General features: G+C 45.8%; 14 protein-coding genes. All 14 read left to right on the top strand.

From position 1 onward, the window contains the following. The first annotated feature begins 31 nt into the window (after positions 1-31). The 14 genes from BC351_RS15200 to BC351_RS15265 all read left to right on the top strand — a co-directional run bounded on the left by BC351_RS15200 (position 32) and on the right by BC351_RS15265 (position 17798). A complete protein-coding gene (locus tag BC351_RS15200) occupies positions 32-796 on the top strand; it encodes an IclR family transcriptional regulator (protein WP_244209003.1) in 765 nt (254 codons plus the stop codon). A 188-nt stretch (positions 797-984) separates the two neighbouring features. After that, on the top strand, positions 985-1362 hold the full coding sequence (locus BC351_RS15205; RefSeq protein ID WP_079413411.1) for a VOC family protein: 378 nt from the start codon (positions 985-987) through the stop codon (positions 1360-1362). Between the two features lie 219 nt (positions 1363-1581). Continuing rightward, positions 1582-3264 (top strand): extracellular solute-binding protein, encoded by a 1683-nt coding sequence (locus BC351_RS15210; protein WP_079413602.1) that lies wholly within the window; start codon positions 1582-1584, stop codon positions 3262-3264. Between the two features lie 29 nt (positions 3265-3293). Further along, the gene (locus BC351_RS15215) at positions 3294-4199 is read left to right on the top strand and encodes an ABC transporter permease (protein WP_079413413.1); all 906 of its coding nucleotides are present in this window, start codon (positions 3294-3296) and stop codon (positions 4197-4199) included. Between the two features lie 31 nt (positions 4200-4230). After that, the gene (locus tag BC351_RS15220; RefSeq protein WP_079413415.1) at positions 4231-5115 is read left to right on the top strand and encodes a carbohydrate ABC transporter permease; all 885 of its coding nucleotides are present in this window, start codon (positions 4231-4233) and stop codon (positions 5113-5115) included. Positions 5116-5156: 41 nt separating this feature from the next. Further along, the gene (locus tag BC351_RS15225) at positions 5157-6890 is read left to right on the top strand and encodes a sensor histidine kinase (protein ID WP_079413417.1); all 1734 of its coding nucleotides are present in this window, start codon (positions 5157-5159) and stop codon (positions 6888-6890) included. A gap of 38 nt (positions 6891-6928) precedes the next feature. Further along, a complete protein-coding gene (locus BC351_RS15230; RefSeq protein ID WP_079413419.1) occupies positions 6929-8596 on the top strand; it encodes a response regulator transcription factor in 1668 nt (555 codons plus the stop codon). A gap of 34 nt (positions 8597-8630) precedes the next feature. Beyond that, complete coding sequence (locus BC351_RS15235) at positions 8631-9329, top strand: N-acetylmannosamine-6-phosphate 2-epimerase (RefSeq protein WP_079413421.1); 699 nt, start codon at positions 8631-8633, stop codon at positions 9327-9329. A gap of 5 nt (positions 9330-9334) precedes the next feature. Then, entirely contained in the window at positions 9335-10228 is an 894-nt protein-coding gene (locus tag BC351_RS15240) for an ROK family protein (protein WP_079413423.1), read from the top strand. 34 nt (positions 10229-10262) lie between these two features. Further along, the gene (pepF, locus tag BC351_RS15245; protein ID WP_079413425.1) at positions 10263-12062 is read left to right on the top strand and encodes an oligoendopeptidase F; all 1800 of its coding nucleotides are present in this window, start codon (positions 10263-10265) and stop codon (positions 12060-12062) included. A gap of 279 nt (positions 12063-12341) precedes the next feature. Continuing rightward, positions 12342-14000 carry a DUF4855 domain-containing protein gene (locus tag BC351_RS15250; protein WP_079413427.1) on the top strand — a complete coding sequence of 553 codons (1659 nt, stop codon included), beginning with the start codon at positions 12342-12344 and terminating at the stop codon, positions 13998-14000. 172 nt (positions 14001-14172) lie between these two features. Next, positions 14173-15372 (top strand): GTP-binding protein, encoded by a 1200-nt coding sequence (locus tag BC351_RS15255; RefSeq protein WP_158082097.1) that lies wholly within the window; start codon positions 14173-14175, stop codon positions 15370-15372. A gap of 493 nt (positions 15373-15865) precedes the next feature. Then, positions 15866-16642: a Cof-type HAD-IIB family hydrolase gene (locus tag BC351_RS15260; protein WP_079413429.1), complete on the top strand. Its 777-nt coding sequence runs from the start codon at positions 15866-15868 to the stop codon at positions 16640-16642. A gap of 46 nt (positions 16643-16688) precedes the next feature. Beyond that, positions 16689-17798: a hypothetical protein gene (locus tag BC351_RS15265; protein WP_079413431.1), complete on the top strand. Its 1110-nt coding sequence runs from the start codon at positions 16689-16691 to the stop codon at positions 17796-17798. The last annotated feature ends 17 nt before the right edge of the window (positions 17799-17815 follow it).

Here is a 17815-nt window from a genome sequence, read left to right on the forward strand (position 1 = left end):
CAGCGTTAAAACGAATAGATAGGAGGTGAATATGAGTACGAACGTCGAGGTGAGACCCATGAATGGAACACAAACGTTAAGCCGTGCGCTTGATATATTATTTGCAATGGCGGAAGCAGATGGAGCTTTATCCGTCAGCGATATTGCCCAGAAGGTTTCGATTCCGGAAAGTTCTATTTACCGGTTCCTGCAGACGTTGGAGCAGAATGGTATCGTGGAACGCAGGGGAAAAGGTCAAATTGTTCTTGGCATGAGGATTCTGGACCTTGCAAGAAGCTTAAGCCAACAAGTTCATCGCGAGCTTGTTCCGTTCGCACTTCCCATTATGGAGACGTTGACAACCGCAACCAATGAAACATCCCTGTTATTTATTCGCTCGGGAATCAATGCCATTTGTATTCAAAATGTGAAAAGCCGTGCGTTGATTCAATATTCCACAGAAAATGGAAGGATTCTGCCCCTGCATCTGGGCGCTTCCAGCAAGGCTATTCTCGCCTACGAGACGGAGAAGGTGATCGAGACTGTCACCGAGAAATTATCGAAGGAAGCCGATTGCGAGGCATTGCTGCAAGATTTGAAAAAGATACGTGAGCAAGGCTATGCCTTAAGCCACGGTGAAGCCGATCAGGACGTATTCGCAATTGGGGCGCCTGTCTTTGACTCCCGCGGTTCATTAATCGCAAGCGTCTCCATCGCTGGGCCCAAGTATCGTTTCGACGAGCAGCTGAAGCTTAAGTCGATTCAGGCTGTGATGGATGCTGCTGAGAACATCTCGCGCAAAATGGGAAAACAATAACGAACGAAGTCATGCCATTCAAGCGGCGGCCTTTTACCTGAATTCTCTCAGGGAAAGGCCGCCGCTTGCTGATTGTTCCGTTGAACAAAATTGTTAATTGCTGTATAATTTTTGAAAGCTAACACAATAATGAAATGTTCAACAATAAATGAAGTTATCCAAAGATTAATTGAAATGGAGACAAGCGGATGATTAATAAAATCGGTCAAATTATGTTGTATGTGAATAATCAAGATGAGGCATTGAAATTTTGGACAGAAAAATTAGGGTTCAGCTTAGTTTCTGAAGAAAACAACGAGCATATGAGATGGATTGAGATTGCTCCTGCTAAGGAAGCAGGAACGAACATCGTACTACACAACAAGGAACTCATTGCCAAAATGCAGCCACAATTGAATCTCAATACACCTTCGTTACTGTTTTTCTCGGACGAGCTCGATAGCTTATATCAAGATCTGAAGGACAAAAATATCACAGTCGGAGAACTTGTAACTATGCCAACAGGAAGAGTATTCAACTTCGCTGACAATGAAGGAAATTACTTTGCAGTCTTGGAAAAAAAGTAAGTGTTAATGCACCTTAACCGGGTGCTTTTTTTATTGCTTTGCCTGCTAATGCTATCGGTTCTCATTCGGTGTCTTTTTTTATGCGTGCATATTCGCGGTCGAGAGGTGTATATGAAAGTAAACACTGGTATATGGAATGGCTGCGCTCAGCCTCTTATACTTAAGCTATCAACGAAGCTGAAAGACATGCAACAATTTGAGGAGCATATGGGAGGTCAGATGAAAATGATACGAAGAGGGAGAAATGTTCTCACAGCCACTTTGATCACCAGTCTAGTCGCTGTAACAGCATGCAGTAATAATCCGGAGTCTAGCCCGAATCCGTCCGCGTCTACAGCCGCAGCGGAAACACAATCGTCCGATACAATGAAGCTGCTTGAAGTTTCCACAGTTAGAGAAGGCGATCCATATTTGAAATTCGACGTGGGTGAGAACTTCGATAACAATTCCGTTTACGCAGCCTATGAGAAAGACGCAGGCGTTAAAATTACGAATCAATGGGTCGCCGCTGATACCAACCAATACAAAGAAAAGCTGAAGATCGCAATTGCATCGAATGAAATTCCTGATTTGATGATGGTGGACGCCACCCAGCTTCAGCAGTTGATTGAAGCAGACATGATTATGGATCTCACCAGCGTATACGATAAGTATGCGACGCCCGAGACCAAAAAGTTCATGAAAATGGATGGCGGTACTCAAATGAAATCAGCCTCGATCGGCGGTAAATTGATGGCGATTCCGAGAACGTCCAATCCGTACTACTCGCAGTTTCTATATGTGCGTACTGACTGGCTCAAAAAGCTGAATTTGCCCGAGCCTAAGACGATGCAGGATCTCATGACGATTGCGGAAGCATTTAAGACCAAAGATCCTGGAGGAACCGGAAGAGCGTATGGTCTTGCACTCAACAAAGATTTGAAAGAAGACGGAGTAACTGGTCTCATCGGTTTCATGAATGGCTATCATGCCTATTTGGATTCGAATTCTGATTCAAGTCATTGGATGGATGACGGTACTGGCAAGCTCGTTATGGGCTACGTGCAGCCGCAAATGAAAGAAGCGCTTAAGGCGCTGCAAGATATGTTCAAAAAAGGACTGATTGATCCCGAATTCGCTGTGAAAGATACGCAAAAAGAGTCGGAACTTATTTTCGGCAACAACATTGGCCTTGTATACGGTGCCGAATGGGTACCTGCACATCTTGCGACCGGTGCGATTAAAGACGGTAAACAAGTGCAGGAATGGGGCGTTTATCCGCTTCCCTCTGTCGACAACCAACCCGCGAAGGCACAGATTGGCATCGGCGTCGACAGATATTACGTTGTGTCCAAGAAGGCAAAAAATCCGGAAGCCGTCATCAGACTGCTGAATCAATGGATTGTGGTCGATAACAACCAGACGGAAGATAACAAAGTGTATGAGTTTGGCAAAGACCGCGTGGAAAAGAAGAACAACTACTGGCTGCTTAATCCACTTAGAGTTGGAAGTCTATCGAACGATAACGGCGAGGTGCTGCCGAAGGCGATTGCAACCAAAGACGCGAGTCTGGCGAAAACCAAAGATCAGAAAACGAGATACGAGCGGGCTATGAAATTCGTAAACGGCGATACCAGCATGTGGTGGGAATACTTGATTTCCGGTCCGAAGGGAGCCTATTCCTTGATTCCCGATATGAAAAAGAACAATCAATTCGAACAAACCAAGTTCTACGGGGCACCGACGCCAACGATGGTTGAGAAGAATGCGATCCTTGAGAAAAAGCGCGACGAAGTATTTTTCAAAATTATTATGAACCAAGTTCCTGTTGACGAGTTCGATAAATTTGTCGCTGATTGGAAGCGACTTGGTGGAGATCAAATGACGAAAGAAGTGAATGACTGGTATGCGAAGAGCAAATAGTTCTTCGCTGTGGGGAGTGGTGGTGCATAATGAATTTGATTTCTCGCATATGGAAGCGTGAATGGCCGCTTCATTTGATGTTGATTCCTGGACTGATGTTTGTCATCGTTTTCAGCTACATCCCTATGGCGGGCATTGTCATGGCATTTCAAAAATATATTCCAACCAGAGGTCTGTTTGGTTCTCCGTTCGTCGGGCTGAGAAACTTTCAATATATGTTCGTTTATCCCGACATTGGCCGCATTTTTTTCAATACCATCTATATTGCCGTTATGAAAATTACAGCAGGCTTATTCGTACCGATAACGATTGCCATTCTGCTGAACGAGATGAGCAAACAGTGGATCAAACGAACGTTCCAAACGCTTGTTTACTTGCCGCATTTCATGTCCTGGGTGCTGCTAAGCGGCATATTAATCGATGTGCTTTCCCCATCTACGGGGGTACTCAATCAATTGTTAGGCTTGCTAGGCATCGACCCGATCTACTTTCTGGGCAATAATCGCTGGTTTCCTTATGTGATGGTCGTTTCAGACGTATGGAAGGAGTTTGGTTACGGAACCATCGTCTACTTAGCCGCCTTAACCAGCATTAATCCATCGCTTTATGAAGCTGCGGAAATTGACGGCGCAGGTCGCTGGAAGATGACGCTGAACATTACGATCCCGGGCATGATGCCTATTATAGTGCTGATGTTTACGCTGAACATTGGCAACGTCCTCAATGCCGGCTTCGATCAAATATTTAACTTGTACAGTCCACAAGTTTACGAAAGTGCTGACATCATTGATACGTTCGTGTATCGGATGGGGATCGAGCAGTCCCAGTTCGGGTTCGCCACAGCGGTCGGACTGTTGAAATCGATCGTTTCGTTTATCTTTATCTCCATTTCCTATGTCTTCGCCTACCGTTTCGCGAATTACCGCATTTTTTGACCACAGATATGGGGAAGAGAGGGGACACATCATGCGTTACAAAATGACATTTAGCCGGGGGATGTTCTTAAGTGCTAATGTCCTATTTTTAGTGGCGATCTCATTAGCCTGCCTGATGCCCATTATTCATATATTAGCCTTATCGTTCAGCACCGGGACGGCCGCTTCCGCAGGCAAGGTCACGCTGTGGCCTGTCGAGTTTACGACGGCAGCTTACAATAACGTATTCGGCAAGCCTGAATATTTGCGTGCTTTCGGAGTTTCATTCGAACGTCTTATACTCGGAACCGCTATCAGCATGTTTTTGACGATCCTGACGGCGTATCCCTTATCCAAGGATGAGAGGCAGTTTCGGCTAAGGACATTCTACGCATGGGTGTTCGTGTTCACCATATTGTTTAGCGGAGGCATCATTCCATGGTATTTGACGGCGAAGTCGCTAGGCCTGATCGATACGATTTGGGCGCTCGTTCTGCCTGGCGCGCTGCAGGTATTCAACGTTATTTTGCTGCTTAACTTTTACAGGAACCTGCCCAAAGAACTGGAGGAATCGGCTCGGATTGACGGTGCAGGACATTTTGCGATATTATGGAAAATTTATGTGCCACTGGCGCTTCCTGCGCTTGCAACGACAGGCCTGTTCACAATGGTATGGCACTGGAACAGTTGGTTCGATGGCATGATTCTGATGAACCATCCTGACAAATACCCGCTGCAAACGTTCTTGCAAACCATCATTATCAAACTCGATTTCCGGTTCCTCCAAACACAGGATGCCGAGTTGATCAGCAAGTTGTCGGACCGTACAAGCAAAGCTGCCCAAATCTTCGTCGCGGCTTTTCCTATTTTGATCGTGTATCCTTTCCTGCAGCGATTTTTCATTAAAGGAATTGTGATGGGGAGTGTCAAAGAATAACAATCAGGATTGTTACCCCATGCATAGCAGGTGAGCGCAGGATGAAACGCTTTTTCCGACTCAGGGACTTTTCCATATTCAAAAAAATCATGGCCGCATTCATGGTGGTGCTGCTTCCATTAATGGCCATCACTTGGCTGATCAACGAGAAGGGATCAGAAAGTATCCGCAAGGAAATCTCGCAGTCGACACTGAATACGACGGAGTATTACCTGGACTCACTCGAAAAGGAAGCGGACCGGATCGTCCAATATTTACCCAAATACGTGACGGACGACGACTTAATCGAACTATCAACGACCGGCAGCGAATTGTCTTACTACGAGCGAGCACAGAAAATATTGGACATTCAGAAACGGCTTGTGTTGATGAAGGACTCCAGTCCGTTTATTCAGGAAGCGAAGGCCTACGTTCCTTCTATCGACCGAACGCTGCTCAGCGTCAAATACGATACATCCATCGACTTGCAGGAGTTCGCCGCGATGCAGACCCAGAACAGGCCCTACACAGAGCCGATTATCTATTGGAATGACCGGCTATTCATATCCATGCAGTACCCGATAAATACGCGGCGGGAGCCACTCTTTATTGTCAGTGCCGAGCTGTCCGCACAGAAATTAAAAGAATCACTAGCTCAAATCGGCAGATCGCTTGATGGCACAAGCATCTTATTGAACTTGGACCATGGCTGGCATCTCCAGAGTGACAACGATCCAACCCTGCTGGAGATGGCCAAGGTTTTTATTAAGGACAATCAGGCACAAGGAAAGAAGGAAGGGTTCGAAACCGTCCGTTATGGAGGCAAAAGCTATTTAGCCGTATATAAGTACTCTCCGCTTTGGAATTCGTATTCGTTAAGTCTAATTCCCGAAGCGAACGTGCTAGGTCCAATCCAAACCTACCGGGTTTGGTTTTGGTGGGCTTGCGCGCTCGCCATAGTTGTCGGCTTATTTTTCTCCTATTTGCTGTTCAGGCTTATTTATAGACCTCTCATGCGGCTGGTGCATTCGTTCCGCCACGTCCAGCAGAATCGGCTGGAACCGATCGCGATCGACCGTGGGCATGACGAATTCGGGTATTTGTATCAGGCATTTAATGATACGATTCAGTCGCTGCGAACGTTGATCGAAGAAAATTACGAGCAGCAAATTCGCAACCAGCGCTCAGAGCTGAAGAGGTTGCAATCGCAAATCAATCCGCACTTTTTGTACAACTGCTTCTTCGTACTGTGCCGCTTGATCAAGTCCGAGCAGCAGAAGGACAAAGCGTACCAATTTTGCTTGTACATCGGCGAATATTTTCATTTTATTACGAGAGATGGGGAGGACGAAATCCCACTTGCGCTGGAAGTGAAGCATTCCCGCACCTATGTAGATATGCAGACCGTCTGCTACGGGGACCGTATTCAAGTTAAATTTGACGGTGATGTGATGGAGCTAAAAGTGCCAAGACTTGTGCTGCAGCCGATTATCGAGAACGCTTACAAGCACGCGCTGGGCAATATGCGGACAGAAGGCGTTCTATGGGTGCACAGTGAGGAGAACGAAGATGGGTTCTCTTTCTATGTCGAGGACAACGGAAATGCTGTATCGGATGAAGAGATCAAACGGCTGAACAACTCATTACGACGATCAGAACGCCACATGGAAGAGACGACGGGACTTGTTAATGTTCATCGCAGAATTCAACTCCGGTACGGAGCCGAATATGGCATCTCGTTGGCTCGCTCGGCGCTGGGCGGCCTGCAAGTACGGATTCATTTCGGCAGCAGCTAAGAAACGTTTCTTCCAGAAACACTTGAGGAGGGGTTTGCTTGTACCGGTTACTTATTGTCGACGATCTTCCAATCATCGTGGACGGCCTGATGGAGCTTTTTGAACAAACCGCGTATCTGGACGTAGACATTTTGAAGGCCTACTCCGGCGAAGAAGCTTTGGAGGTGCTGCAAAACAATCGGGTCGACATCGTCATATCCGATATCAAAATGCCAGGACTTGAAGGCATAGAGCTGTTGAGGGAAATCAAAGCGCAGTGGCCGGCCTGCAAGGTCATTTTTCTAACCGGCTATAATGATTTCCATTACGTGCAAAGCGCTGTCCAATACGGCAGCTTCGAGTATATTCTGAAGATTGAAAGCGATGAGAAGATCATCCGTTCCGTCGAGCGGGCGATCGAGAAGTTCGCAGAAGAATACGACCAGCAGCGCATGTTCGAAAGAGCGAACAACCGGATGCGGCTGGCACTGCCATCGCTGCAGAAAGATTACGTTACTGGGCTTCTGCAGGGCAATCAGGTAACGAAAAGCCAATTGGAAAGCCATTTTAAAGATATCGAAATGCCGCTTCGAGCGGACATGCCGATTATTTTGCTGATTGGACGCATCGATGACTGGAAGGACCAGATAACAGCGCCGGATAAAGCACTGCTTATTTATGCCGTACAAAATGTCACCGAGGAATATTTATCGCCCTATGTGCGCTGTTTGTCCTATGTGTACGACCAATCCCAAATCGTATGGTTCATCCAGCCAAGTGGAGACAACGAACCGCAAACGTCAAGTGGTGCGACTGATTCGGTATGGAAAAAATCATCTACCTATGTAAGCGGCATGCTGGAAACCATTCAGCGAACATGCAAAATGCTGTTGAAGCTGCCTGTCTCGTTCATGCTTAGCTGCGAGCCTGTGGCGTGGAGTGGTGTTTCTGAAAGCTTTCATCGGTTGAAATACGGATTATTATTCGGAATGGGGTTGTCGAGCGAGGTTATTTTGAGTGATTCCGACATCAGGAGAGCTGAGAAAAATGAGGCAGGCGAGAAGCAGAACGATTTTTTCCATCTGACTCGCGTACAGCTTCTTGCCAAAGCCCTGGAGAACAGCCACCGTGAAGAGTTTTACAAGCTGTACTTGGAATTGACGAAGATTTGGAGCGAGGAAGAATCCCCTTTTGAATGGAAAAAGGAGCTCTATCACTCCCTAGCCGCTATTTATCTCACCTACATCAACAAAAGTCCAGAGATGCGCACCTATGTGAACGCAGTTCACGATTTGGCTCCGCTGTTCCAGTTCGGCGAGAAGGACGCCTGGCCTTCCTTGAGGCAATACTTTATGCAAACGGCTGACTGCCTGTTCAACTGGAATGCTGTTCAAGGCGCGAAACTGCCATCGGAAGTTGTGCAAAAAGCACACCAATATATCGAAGAAAACATTTCTACAGATATTTCTCTTAACGCGATTGCGGATCACGTTGGACTGAATCCATCTTATTTTTCCAGGCTGTATAAGCAAATGACCGGTATCGGTTTATCCGATTACATCATTGATTATCGAAATTTGAAAGCGAAGGAACTGCTCATGGGCAGCACGATGAAAGTGAACGAAATCGCAGCTGCGCTTGGCTACAATTCCGCTCTGGCGTTCATCCGCTTCTTCAAGAAGCAGAACGAAACGACGCCACAGGAATACAGGATGCTGCGCTTATGAAAGTGATGTCTAAGCCTAGTTAGGAGTCAGAGGTATGAGAAAGCTAATTACGGCAAGAGGCTTAGTTGTTTCTTGTCAAGCATATGAAGGTGAGCCGCTATATGGGCCTCATTATATGGCCGAGATGGCAAAGGGAGCTGAGCTTGGCGGAGCAATCGGGATTCGCGCGAATGGCGTTGCGGATATATTCGTCATGAAACAGCATATTCAAGTGCCGATTATCGGTCTCAATAAAAGAAAAATGGAAGGCAGCGATGTCTATATTACGCCTACTGTAGAGGATGCTCTAGCGGTATATGCGGCTGGGGCGAATATCGTTGCCATTGACGGAACGAAACGGCCGCGACCTGACGGGAGATCGTTAGCAGACACGGTAAAACAGCTCAAACAGCACAAAATCCCGATTATGGCTGATATTTCGAATGATGAGGAAGGTCTGTATGCAGCAGAATTAGGGGTGGATTATATTTCGACTACCTTATCAGGATACACGCCATACAGCCCGCAAATAAGCGGACCCGACATCGAATTGGTCGCTCGACTGTCCCGTACAGTGCGCATTCCCATTGCAGCAGAAGGGAAGTATAGCCAACCTGCGGAAGTCAACCGTGCCTTGGAAGCCGGCGCTCAATTCGTTGTTATTGGAAGTGCAATAACGCGCCCTCAGTATATTACCGAGAGATTCATTCATGCGATACCTGGCGATTTAAAACAGAATAACGAAAGGTTGTAAGGCGGATGAAAGCAATCGGTATCGATATCGGCGGCACTTCGATCAAAGGGCTCGTTATCAACGACCAAGGTCAACTATTGACGCAAAGCAGGATTGCAACGGATGCCCAGCAGGGAAGAGAGCACATTCTGAGCAAAGTAAGTTCCGTTATTGCGGAACTTCTTGCAGCTCACACAGATGTGATTGGAATTGGCATCGGCACGGCGGGACGAGTCAACATGGAGACTGGGGAGATCGTTTATGCGACAACGAATTTGCCAGGATGGCAGGGTACGCAGTTAAAACAAATCATCGAGTCTGAGTTTGGCCTGCCTGCGTTCATCGATAACGATGCCAATACGGCAATGATCGGAGAAGCGTGGCTTGGTGCCGGGAGAGGATACGGCGATTTGACGATGTTGACGCTTGGCACCGGGGTTGGGGGTGCCAATATGGTGCGTGGTGAACTTGTCCGCGGGTCGCTATGGAATGGCGGTGAATGGGGACATGTTGTTATGGTCCCGCGAGGGCGGCTTTGCAATTGCGGTCAATACGGATGTATCGAACAGTACGTATCCGGGACAGCTTTGGTAACTGCCGCGCGCGAGGCCACACGATTTCCATATTCGACTGGTTTGGAGGTACTGCAAGATTTTGAACAAGACCAACAGCAGATCGTGGATCTGGTCCATCAATTTCTGGACGATTTGGTGACTGTCATCTATAACATTCATCTTGGCCTAAATCCGCAAGCGATTGTGATCGGCGGCGGGCTTGTCGAATCTAAGGAGAAGTGGTGGGGATTGTTCATGGCCAAAGTGAAGCGCCTTCAGCTCGGCATTGTGGTACAACCAGCAGAACTTGGCAATTGGGCAGGTTCGATCGGTGCGGCAAAACAGGTGTTTTCATTTATGCTATAATAACAATCTAAACTCGCTTGGAAGGAGTGTCATCATGAAACAACGACGACTTAGAAACGAAGTTCCCGTCGAGCTTACTTGGAATCTTGACGAGCTTTTTGCTAGCACGCAGGAATGGGAAGATGAAGTGGAAGCCATTCAAAATGAAGCTTCTCTTTTGGAGCCATTCAAAGGGACTTTACAAACAGGAGCAAGCCAGTTGGCAGACTGCTTAGAGGCACAAGAATCGCTGCTTGCCCGCAGTGCGCGAGCGGCAACGTATGCGAGGCTGCGTTTCTCAGAAGACTCCAGCAATCCGCAGAACCAAGCAAACTCCGCACGTTCCGGTGACTTCACATCGGGAATCGGAGCGGCTATTTCCTTTATTCGTTCAGAAATCCTTGAGCTGCCGGAAGGAATGATCGAACGATATATTCAGGAGGAGACGCGCTTAGAGCCTTTCCGCAAAAGCTTAAACGACTTGCTTGAAACCAAGCGTCACAAGCTTAGTGCAGAAACAGAAGCTGTATTGGCGTCACTCGGTGAAGTGTTGGGAGCGCCATACAATATTTATCAGCGCAGCAAGCTATCTGACCTCTCTTTTGACGCCGTACAAGATGCGGAGGGCGTAACCCATCCCGTATCATTTGCTTTGTTTGAAACAGACTATGAGTTTTCTTCGAATACCAGTCTGCGCCGGGCTTCTTACGACTCATTCAGTAAGACACTCGAGCAGTACCAGAATACGTTTGCCGCAGTTTACGCTACGGAAGTGAAGCGGCAAGTCGTAACTGCCCGTTTACGTGGCTATGACTCCGCAACCGATATGCTTTTGCAGCCTCAGCAAGTGACGAAGGAGATGTACAATAACATCCTCGATGTCATTCTCGCGGAGCTTGCCCCGCATATGCGTCGTTTAATGCAATTGAAGAAAAAGGTGCTGGGTCTGGATCAACTGTTGTTTTGCGACCTGAAGGCACCATTCGATCCAGACTTCAATCCTCCGGTTACAACCGAGGAAGCTGGCCAAACCATCCTTGAAGCGCTGCGTGTCATGGGCCCGGAGTACACGGAGCTCATGGAGCAAGCCTTATCGGAACGATGGATTGACTATGCCGACAATGTAGGGAAGTCGACTGGTGCTTTCTGTGCGTCGCCATATGGGAAACACTCCTACATTTTAATTACGTGGGGCGGCAATATGCGCAGCGCCTTCACCTTGGCACATGAGCTTGGACATGCAGGTCATTTGATGCTCGCAGCTCGCAATCAGCGTTACACCAACTTCCGACCGTCCCTTTATTTCATCGAAGCACCGTCTACGATGAATGAGCTGCTGCTCGCGGAACACATTATGAAGAAGTCGAATGAACCGCGGATGAAGCGTTGGGTCATTTTGCAGATGCTGAATACATACTATCATAATTTCGTAACGCATTTGTTGGAAGCCGACATGCAAAGAAGAGTATACACTGCTGCCGAGCAGGGAGAAGCATTAACCGCGAAGAAGCTTTCCAGCCTAAAAGGTGAAGTGCTTTCCGAGTTCTGGGGTGATACTGTGGAGCTTGATTCCAGAGCCCATCTAACCTGGATGCGTCAGCCACATTATTATATGGGCCTTTATCCTTACACTTACGCAGCAGGATTGACTGCATCTACAGCGGTTGCACAGCTGATTAAAGAGGAAGGACAGCCAGCTGTTGATCGGTGGCTGGAAGTACTTAAGGCTGGAGGAACATTGAATCCGCTTGACTTAATGAAACATTCCGGTGTCGATATGTCTGAACCCAAGCCGATCCAGAGCGCTGTGGCCTATGTGGGTTCGTTGATCGATGAACTCGAGCGTTTATTTTGAAAATAATAAATAAGGCCAAAAGAGGGTTGAGCTTCATTTGGTACAAGCACTTTGGTTACTATAACCAGAGTGCTTTTTACGATTTTGGATCGTCAACACTTCTGTTCTTGGGGGCGAGAGATATAAACGAGGAGTGTTTCCCGAGCAAAGTAAACAAGTGTATATCAAAGTAAGAAGTTATCTCTTTGTATGGTGGCACAGCTCATCTAGTATTAAGAGTGAAGAGGCCTCTTCACGCTGCATGCATAAGATTATAAACCACATTCAGGAGGGAAAATGATGATTCCGATGAAAAAATGGATAACGCTAGCCGTATGTATGATGCTGATGTTAATGATGATGCCCAGTGTGCATGCGGCTGAGAAGCAACCGGAACTTCGCAATCTGGCCAAGGGTTTAAGTTATACGTGGTCCGAAACACCAGATCCCAGCTATCCGGACACCGGAAATAAGCTTACCGATGGAAAAGTTGGCAGCTTGAACGTACTCGATCCAGCATGGGTGGGGAATTTACATAAAAAAACGCGTGAAGTCGTGTTTGATCTGGGAAGCTCCAAATCTGTTTCCAGCATTAAAGCCCATTTTCTGCAAGATTGGCCGGGATCTGCTGTTCTTTTTCCGCTGACGGTTTCCATGTACGCTTCCGACGATAAAGAACACTGGGGCACGCTTGCCAATAAAGCAACAGAGAAGCTGTGGAGCGATGGACCTCCAGTAGATCAATACTACACTTGGGATGGCAGCAAGGATGGGGTTCAGAGACCCGGCCATGACGCGGTGATGGCGTATGCCCGATACATCAAAGTGACCTTCTCCATGCACCCAAGGGCGTGGTCATTTGTGGACGAAATCGAGATCTGGGGGACCGATGGAAAAGCGAAAGGTGCAAAGAAGGTGCCTTCCGACCCATTCACCTATTTGCAGCCAGGTAAAGACACTGCGGGTATTGCCAATTTATCGCTTTTATACAATGGTTATTATGCCAATGGAGACGGCAACTGGACGAAAGAGAAGCTGATTCCCGAAATTAGCTATATCAATAAGGATGGGAACCCGGTCGATTGGTTTTTTGACGGCTTCCTTACACTAGGATTAATGACTCCGCAAGGGCGTGATTTCGGCGGTGGCGGCGCGTACCTGACAGACTGGAAATGGTATCTTGATAAGACGCTCTCTAATCAAGGAGATCTGCGTCAGCTGAATGAAGCGACTAAGGAAGTCGGCGGGAAACTGGGGCAGCCGAAGCATAAATCGAAGGTAGTTATGATGATACCGAATCCTGGCGAGTATTTATCAGATTTCGGCGATGTGGACGGGGACGGAATATCGGAGAACTTTAATGAGGGCTTGGTAGGCAAGGATGCTGCTTTGGCGAACAGACAGAAAGCTGTTCGTTGGTGGATCCAAGAGGTTAAGAAACGCTGGAAAGAACAAAATTTCTCCAATCTTGAGCTTGTCGGCATGTATTGGTTGGATGAGCAGGTAAGTACGAGTGAGACGGGACCGGAAACGCTCCGCTTAGTCAATAAACTCGTCCACGATCAGGGTTTAAAGTCATTCTGGATTCCTCATTTCCTTGCATATAAAAGCTTTATGTGGCAGGATGTCGGCTTTGATGCAGCAGCTTTTCAACCCAACTATTACTTTGAGAATCTGAATGCTGATCGCATCGAAGATGCCGCAAATATCGCCAAAACCTATGGAATGGGAGTGGAGATGGAATTTGATGACAGGATGCTGACGGATAAGGTCTTCCGTGACAGATTCATGGATTACCTCAAAGGCGGAGTAAAGTATGGCTACATGAAGAATGCATTTAAAGCCTATTACAAAGGCAGCGGCCCCGTCTTGCTTCATGCAGCAAACAGCAGTGATCCGGAGATTCGAAAGATGTATGACTCGCTTTACCAATTCACGAAAGGCAAGTACTCGAATTGATGAGGCTCACGAATCTGACTATCGTTAACATCGCCTTGAAAATAGGCGATGTTTTTTCTTTTTGGTGAGCCTCCGATTTTAATATTGACATAACTTATAAAAGAAGATATATTTCTTTTAGTTATTAGTAATAATTACGATTAAATGTGAACGGGGAAAGGCAGTTGATACAATGAGCATGCCAAGTTTGCAAGACAGAATTCCTGTTACTGTATTGAGCGGTTATCTGGGAGCAGGCAAGACGACACTGTTAAATCATATATTGCATAATCGCGACGGTCTGAAAGTTGCTGTCATCGTGAATGATTTGAGCGAAGTGAATATCGATGCGGACTTGATTCGGGAGGGCGGCGGATTAAGCCGTACGGAAGAGAAGTTAGTCGAAATGTCCAATGGCTGCATATGCTGCACATTAAGGGATGATCTTCTGCAGGAAATTGAGCGCCTCGCTATGGAGAAACGATTTGATTACATACTTATCGAATCTACGGGTGTTGGAGAGCCATTACCCGTAGCTCAAACGTTCACCTATGTTGACGAAGAGAAGCAAATTGATTTAACTAAGCTAACTCGTTTGGATACACTGGTGACGGTTGTTGATGCCTATCATTTCTGGCAAGACTTCAATACGCGCGAAAGCTTGAGAGACCGCGGACAGGATGCAGGCATTGAGGATACACGCAGTGTCGTTAATCTTCTGACCGAACAAGTGGAATTTTGCGATGTTCTCATCATCAATAAGTGCGATATGGTGACGGAAGACGAACTTGTTAAGTTGGAAGTGGCGCTCAAGGGATTGCAGCCAAGAGCCAGAATCATAAGAGCCTCTCATGGCAAAGTGGATCCTAAGATGATATTGAATACACACTTATTCAACTTTGAAGAAGCCAGTACTTCCGCTGGTTGGATGCGGGAATTGCAGAAGGAAACACATACGCCCGAAACCGAAGAGTACGGGATAACTTCCTTTGTTTATACACGCAAAATTCCTTTCCATCCTGAGCGTTTGTTGAAATGGATGGCGAAGTGGCCCCAATCTATTGTCCGTTCCAAAGGTTTAATGTGGATTGCCACTCGCAATAACATGGCGATTTCTTTCAGTCAAGCGGGTGTCTCCAGACAGCTGTCGCCAGCGGGATTATGGGTCGCATCGATGTCAGAGGAAGAACGGTTTGTGCATTTCGGCAGCGACTTTCCCAAATCGCCAGATTGGGATGATGAGTGGGGGGACAGGGTGACGAAGCTTGTCTTTATAGGCATTGAGATGGAGCGTGAAGCAATTACAAGAACGCTTGATGAAGCTCTTTTAACGGTGGAAGAAATGAAAAGCAATTGGAGAAAGCTGACCGATCCGATTCCCAAGTTTTATTGACACGTATTAATCGTAATACTTACAAAAAAAAGAGGGCTATGAAAAGCTTTATCTTACAGCGATTTCTCCAAATTAGTAAACCGTGCGTAGCGCGGTTTTTTTATTTTACGTCGGAAAGTATAAGTTCTCAGGAGAGGACTGATGGGTGCAAATGAAGCCCCATCTTTTTGAGAGAGAAAGCTGGTTTCACTGGATTAATTCCAATGGAAGTTAGTTTGAAGGGCTTGAAAGACGGTTTACATTGGATAGACTCCAATGGATAATCTGAAAACAGCAGGCACCTTGGAATTTATGGAATATTTCATTGGATTATTTCCAGTGAAAGCTTGCAATCAGACATTGGATGGCTGATTTGACTGGACAAATTGCAATGAGAAGAATTAATATCTGCTTCCGGAGGTTCTTCCATTTTATTTCAAATTACATTCCCTAATTATGGTAAAATGAAATGTATGGGAACAATTTTAAGCAATAAGGGAGGCATTTTTCAAATATGTACAAGGTTGTATTTTTTGATGTTGACGGCACACTATTAAGTGAAGTGGATAGAAGCTTGCCTCTAAGTACAAAAGAAGCAATCGAAAGTTTGATTGAAAAAAATATTAAAGTCGTAGTCGCAACGGGGAGACCCTATAATTTGTGTGAAGAGTTTAAGGCTATGGGCGTTGAGACATTTATTTCTGCTAATGGGGCGCTTATTAAATGCAATGATAACATTATTCATAAATCCGTGCTTTCCAGAAATACAGTGCGTGATATCTCATCTTTTGCGGAGTTGAACGGACATGGCCTGTCATATTTTACTGAACTATTCGCAATGAACGGATTAGGGGGCGATGATGAGCGGGTTATGAAGGCTTTAAAAGAGACGCTAAGTCTTACGCAATATCCTGAAAAAATGAGTTCATTGTCAGAAGATGTCTATTGCCTATGTTTGTATGCGGACGAGAGAGAAGCTGAGAAATTTCTAATCAGATTTCCTACACTCAGGTTCCAGCGATTTCATGGCTACGTAATGAATGTGCTAGAAGAAACGGAAGTTTCCAAATCAGCGGCGATAAAAAAAGTGCTGGACCATCTAAACATTTGCAAGTCGGAAGCGATTGCTTTCGGTGACGGTGGCAATGATATCGACATGTTGGAGTACGTAGGATTGGGAATTGCAATGGAAAACGGTGATGAGCGGTTAAAACAAAAAGCGGATTACGTTACGAAAAAAGCAAGCGAAGGTGGCATATCTTATGCATTAAAGAAATTTGGCGTTATTTAAATAAGTAAATGCGCGCCATCAATGAAACGTAAACGGAGGATCTAGCTTGCATAAAATCAGGCTTATACTGATCGTTTTCCTGCTTTTAGTTGGATGCAATCAAATAACTTCAAGTAGTAAATATGAAAAACTTCAACCTACCCTAAATCCAATTGTCGAAAGTGATGCGAAAGAGACTCAGTTTCCAACATCTAGCGCTTCTGTGAATTCTAATCCTGTAATTATAGGCACTTTTCTTTGCTCAGGGTACTCTCCATTTCAAACTGGTGTAGCGAAAGTTTCAAGGATGGGCATGAATAAGTATCACTTAATTGCGTCAATGACGTACGGCTATAGTCACAATAATGGTGAAATTGAAACGGATTTCTCTTACGATGGTAACAAATTCATCATTTTAAATCAAAAGTATAGCATAGTCAAAATCTCTTTCACGGAGAATTCCATTACAATTGATTATCCAGGTGAGCATTTCGGTGGGAATAACGCGGAACCAAAAGGAACTTTTTATCTAGAACATACTGACTCAGCGGATAGCCGTTTTTTAACTAAGGTTTATGATACTTTAAAGCTGCCGGATCCATACAGGCATGGATTATCCGAAGTGCTGACCTATGAGTTAGATGACAAGCTTCTTCTGTTAGTTCGAACAAGAAATGATAAGAATGTTACCCAAATGAATGCTGATTTTTTACTCATGTACAAAGCAGCCGATCAAAGCCTAAGTGTTATTGGCGAAATATCTGATTATAAAGAGCAGGACCTTCAAAAAGAGCTCAATAACTTGGGAGCTGATTCGTTCTTAATTTATCAAATTCTACATAAGGATTATGCCGATCGATTAGTCAAATTGAAAATGCACAAATGGGATAATGGTGATCTTGCAGTGGGGGAATCTGGTGAATTTCAGCTTACCGAAACAGAAGCAATCTATATTGTCACTGGTGTTGAAAAGGCTACTTCTGTCACAACTAATATGCGTAGTGCAGATAATATTGGTTCCATCTTTAAGACGGAGGTCGATCGTTCAGACAATAAAACGGTTACGATTCATAGCTACGAGATCGTTCGCAAGGATCAGAACGACGAGCATACAGTTACGCAAGACTGGTTGGAGGTAAATCGCTTAACAGGGAACGTATCTAGTCTAATTTGGTAAACATGATATAAAAAAAC

The sequence above is a fragment of the Paenibacillus ferrarius genome, from assembly GCF_002027705.1.
Classification (GTDB): Bacteria; Bacillota; Bacilli; order Paenibacillales; family NBRC-103111; genus Paenibacillus_E; species Paenibacillus_E ferrarius.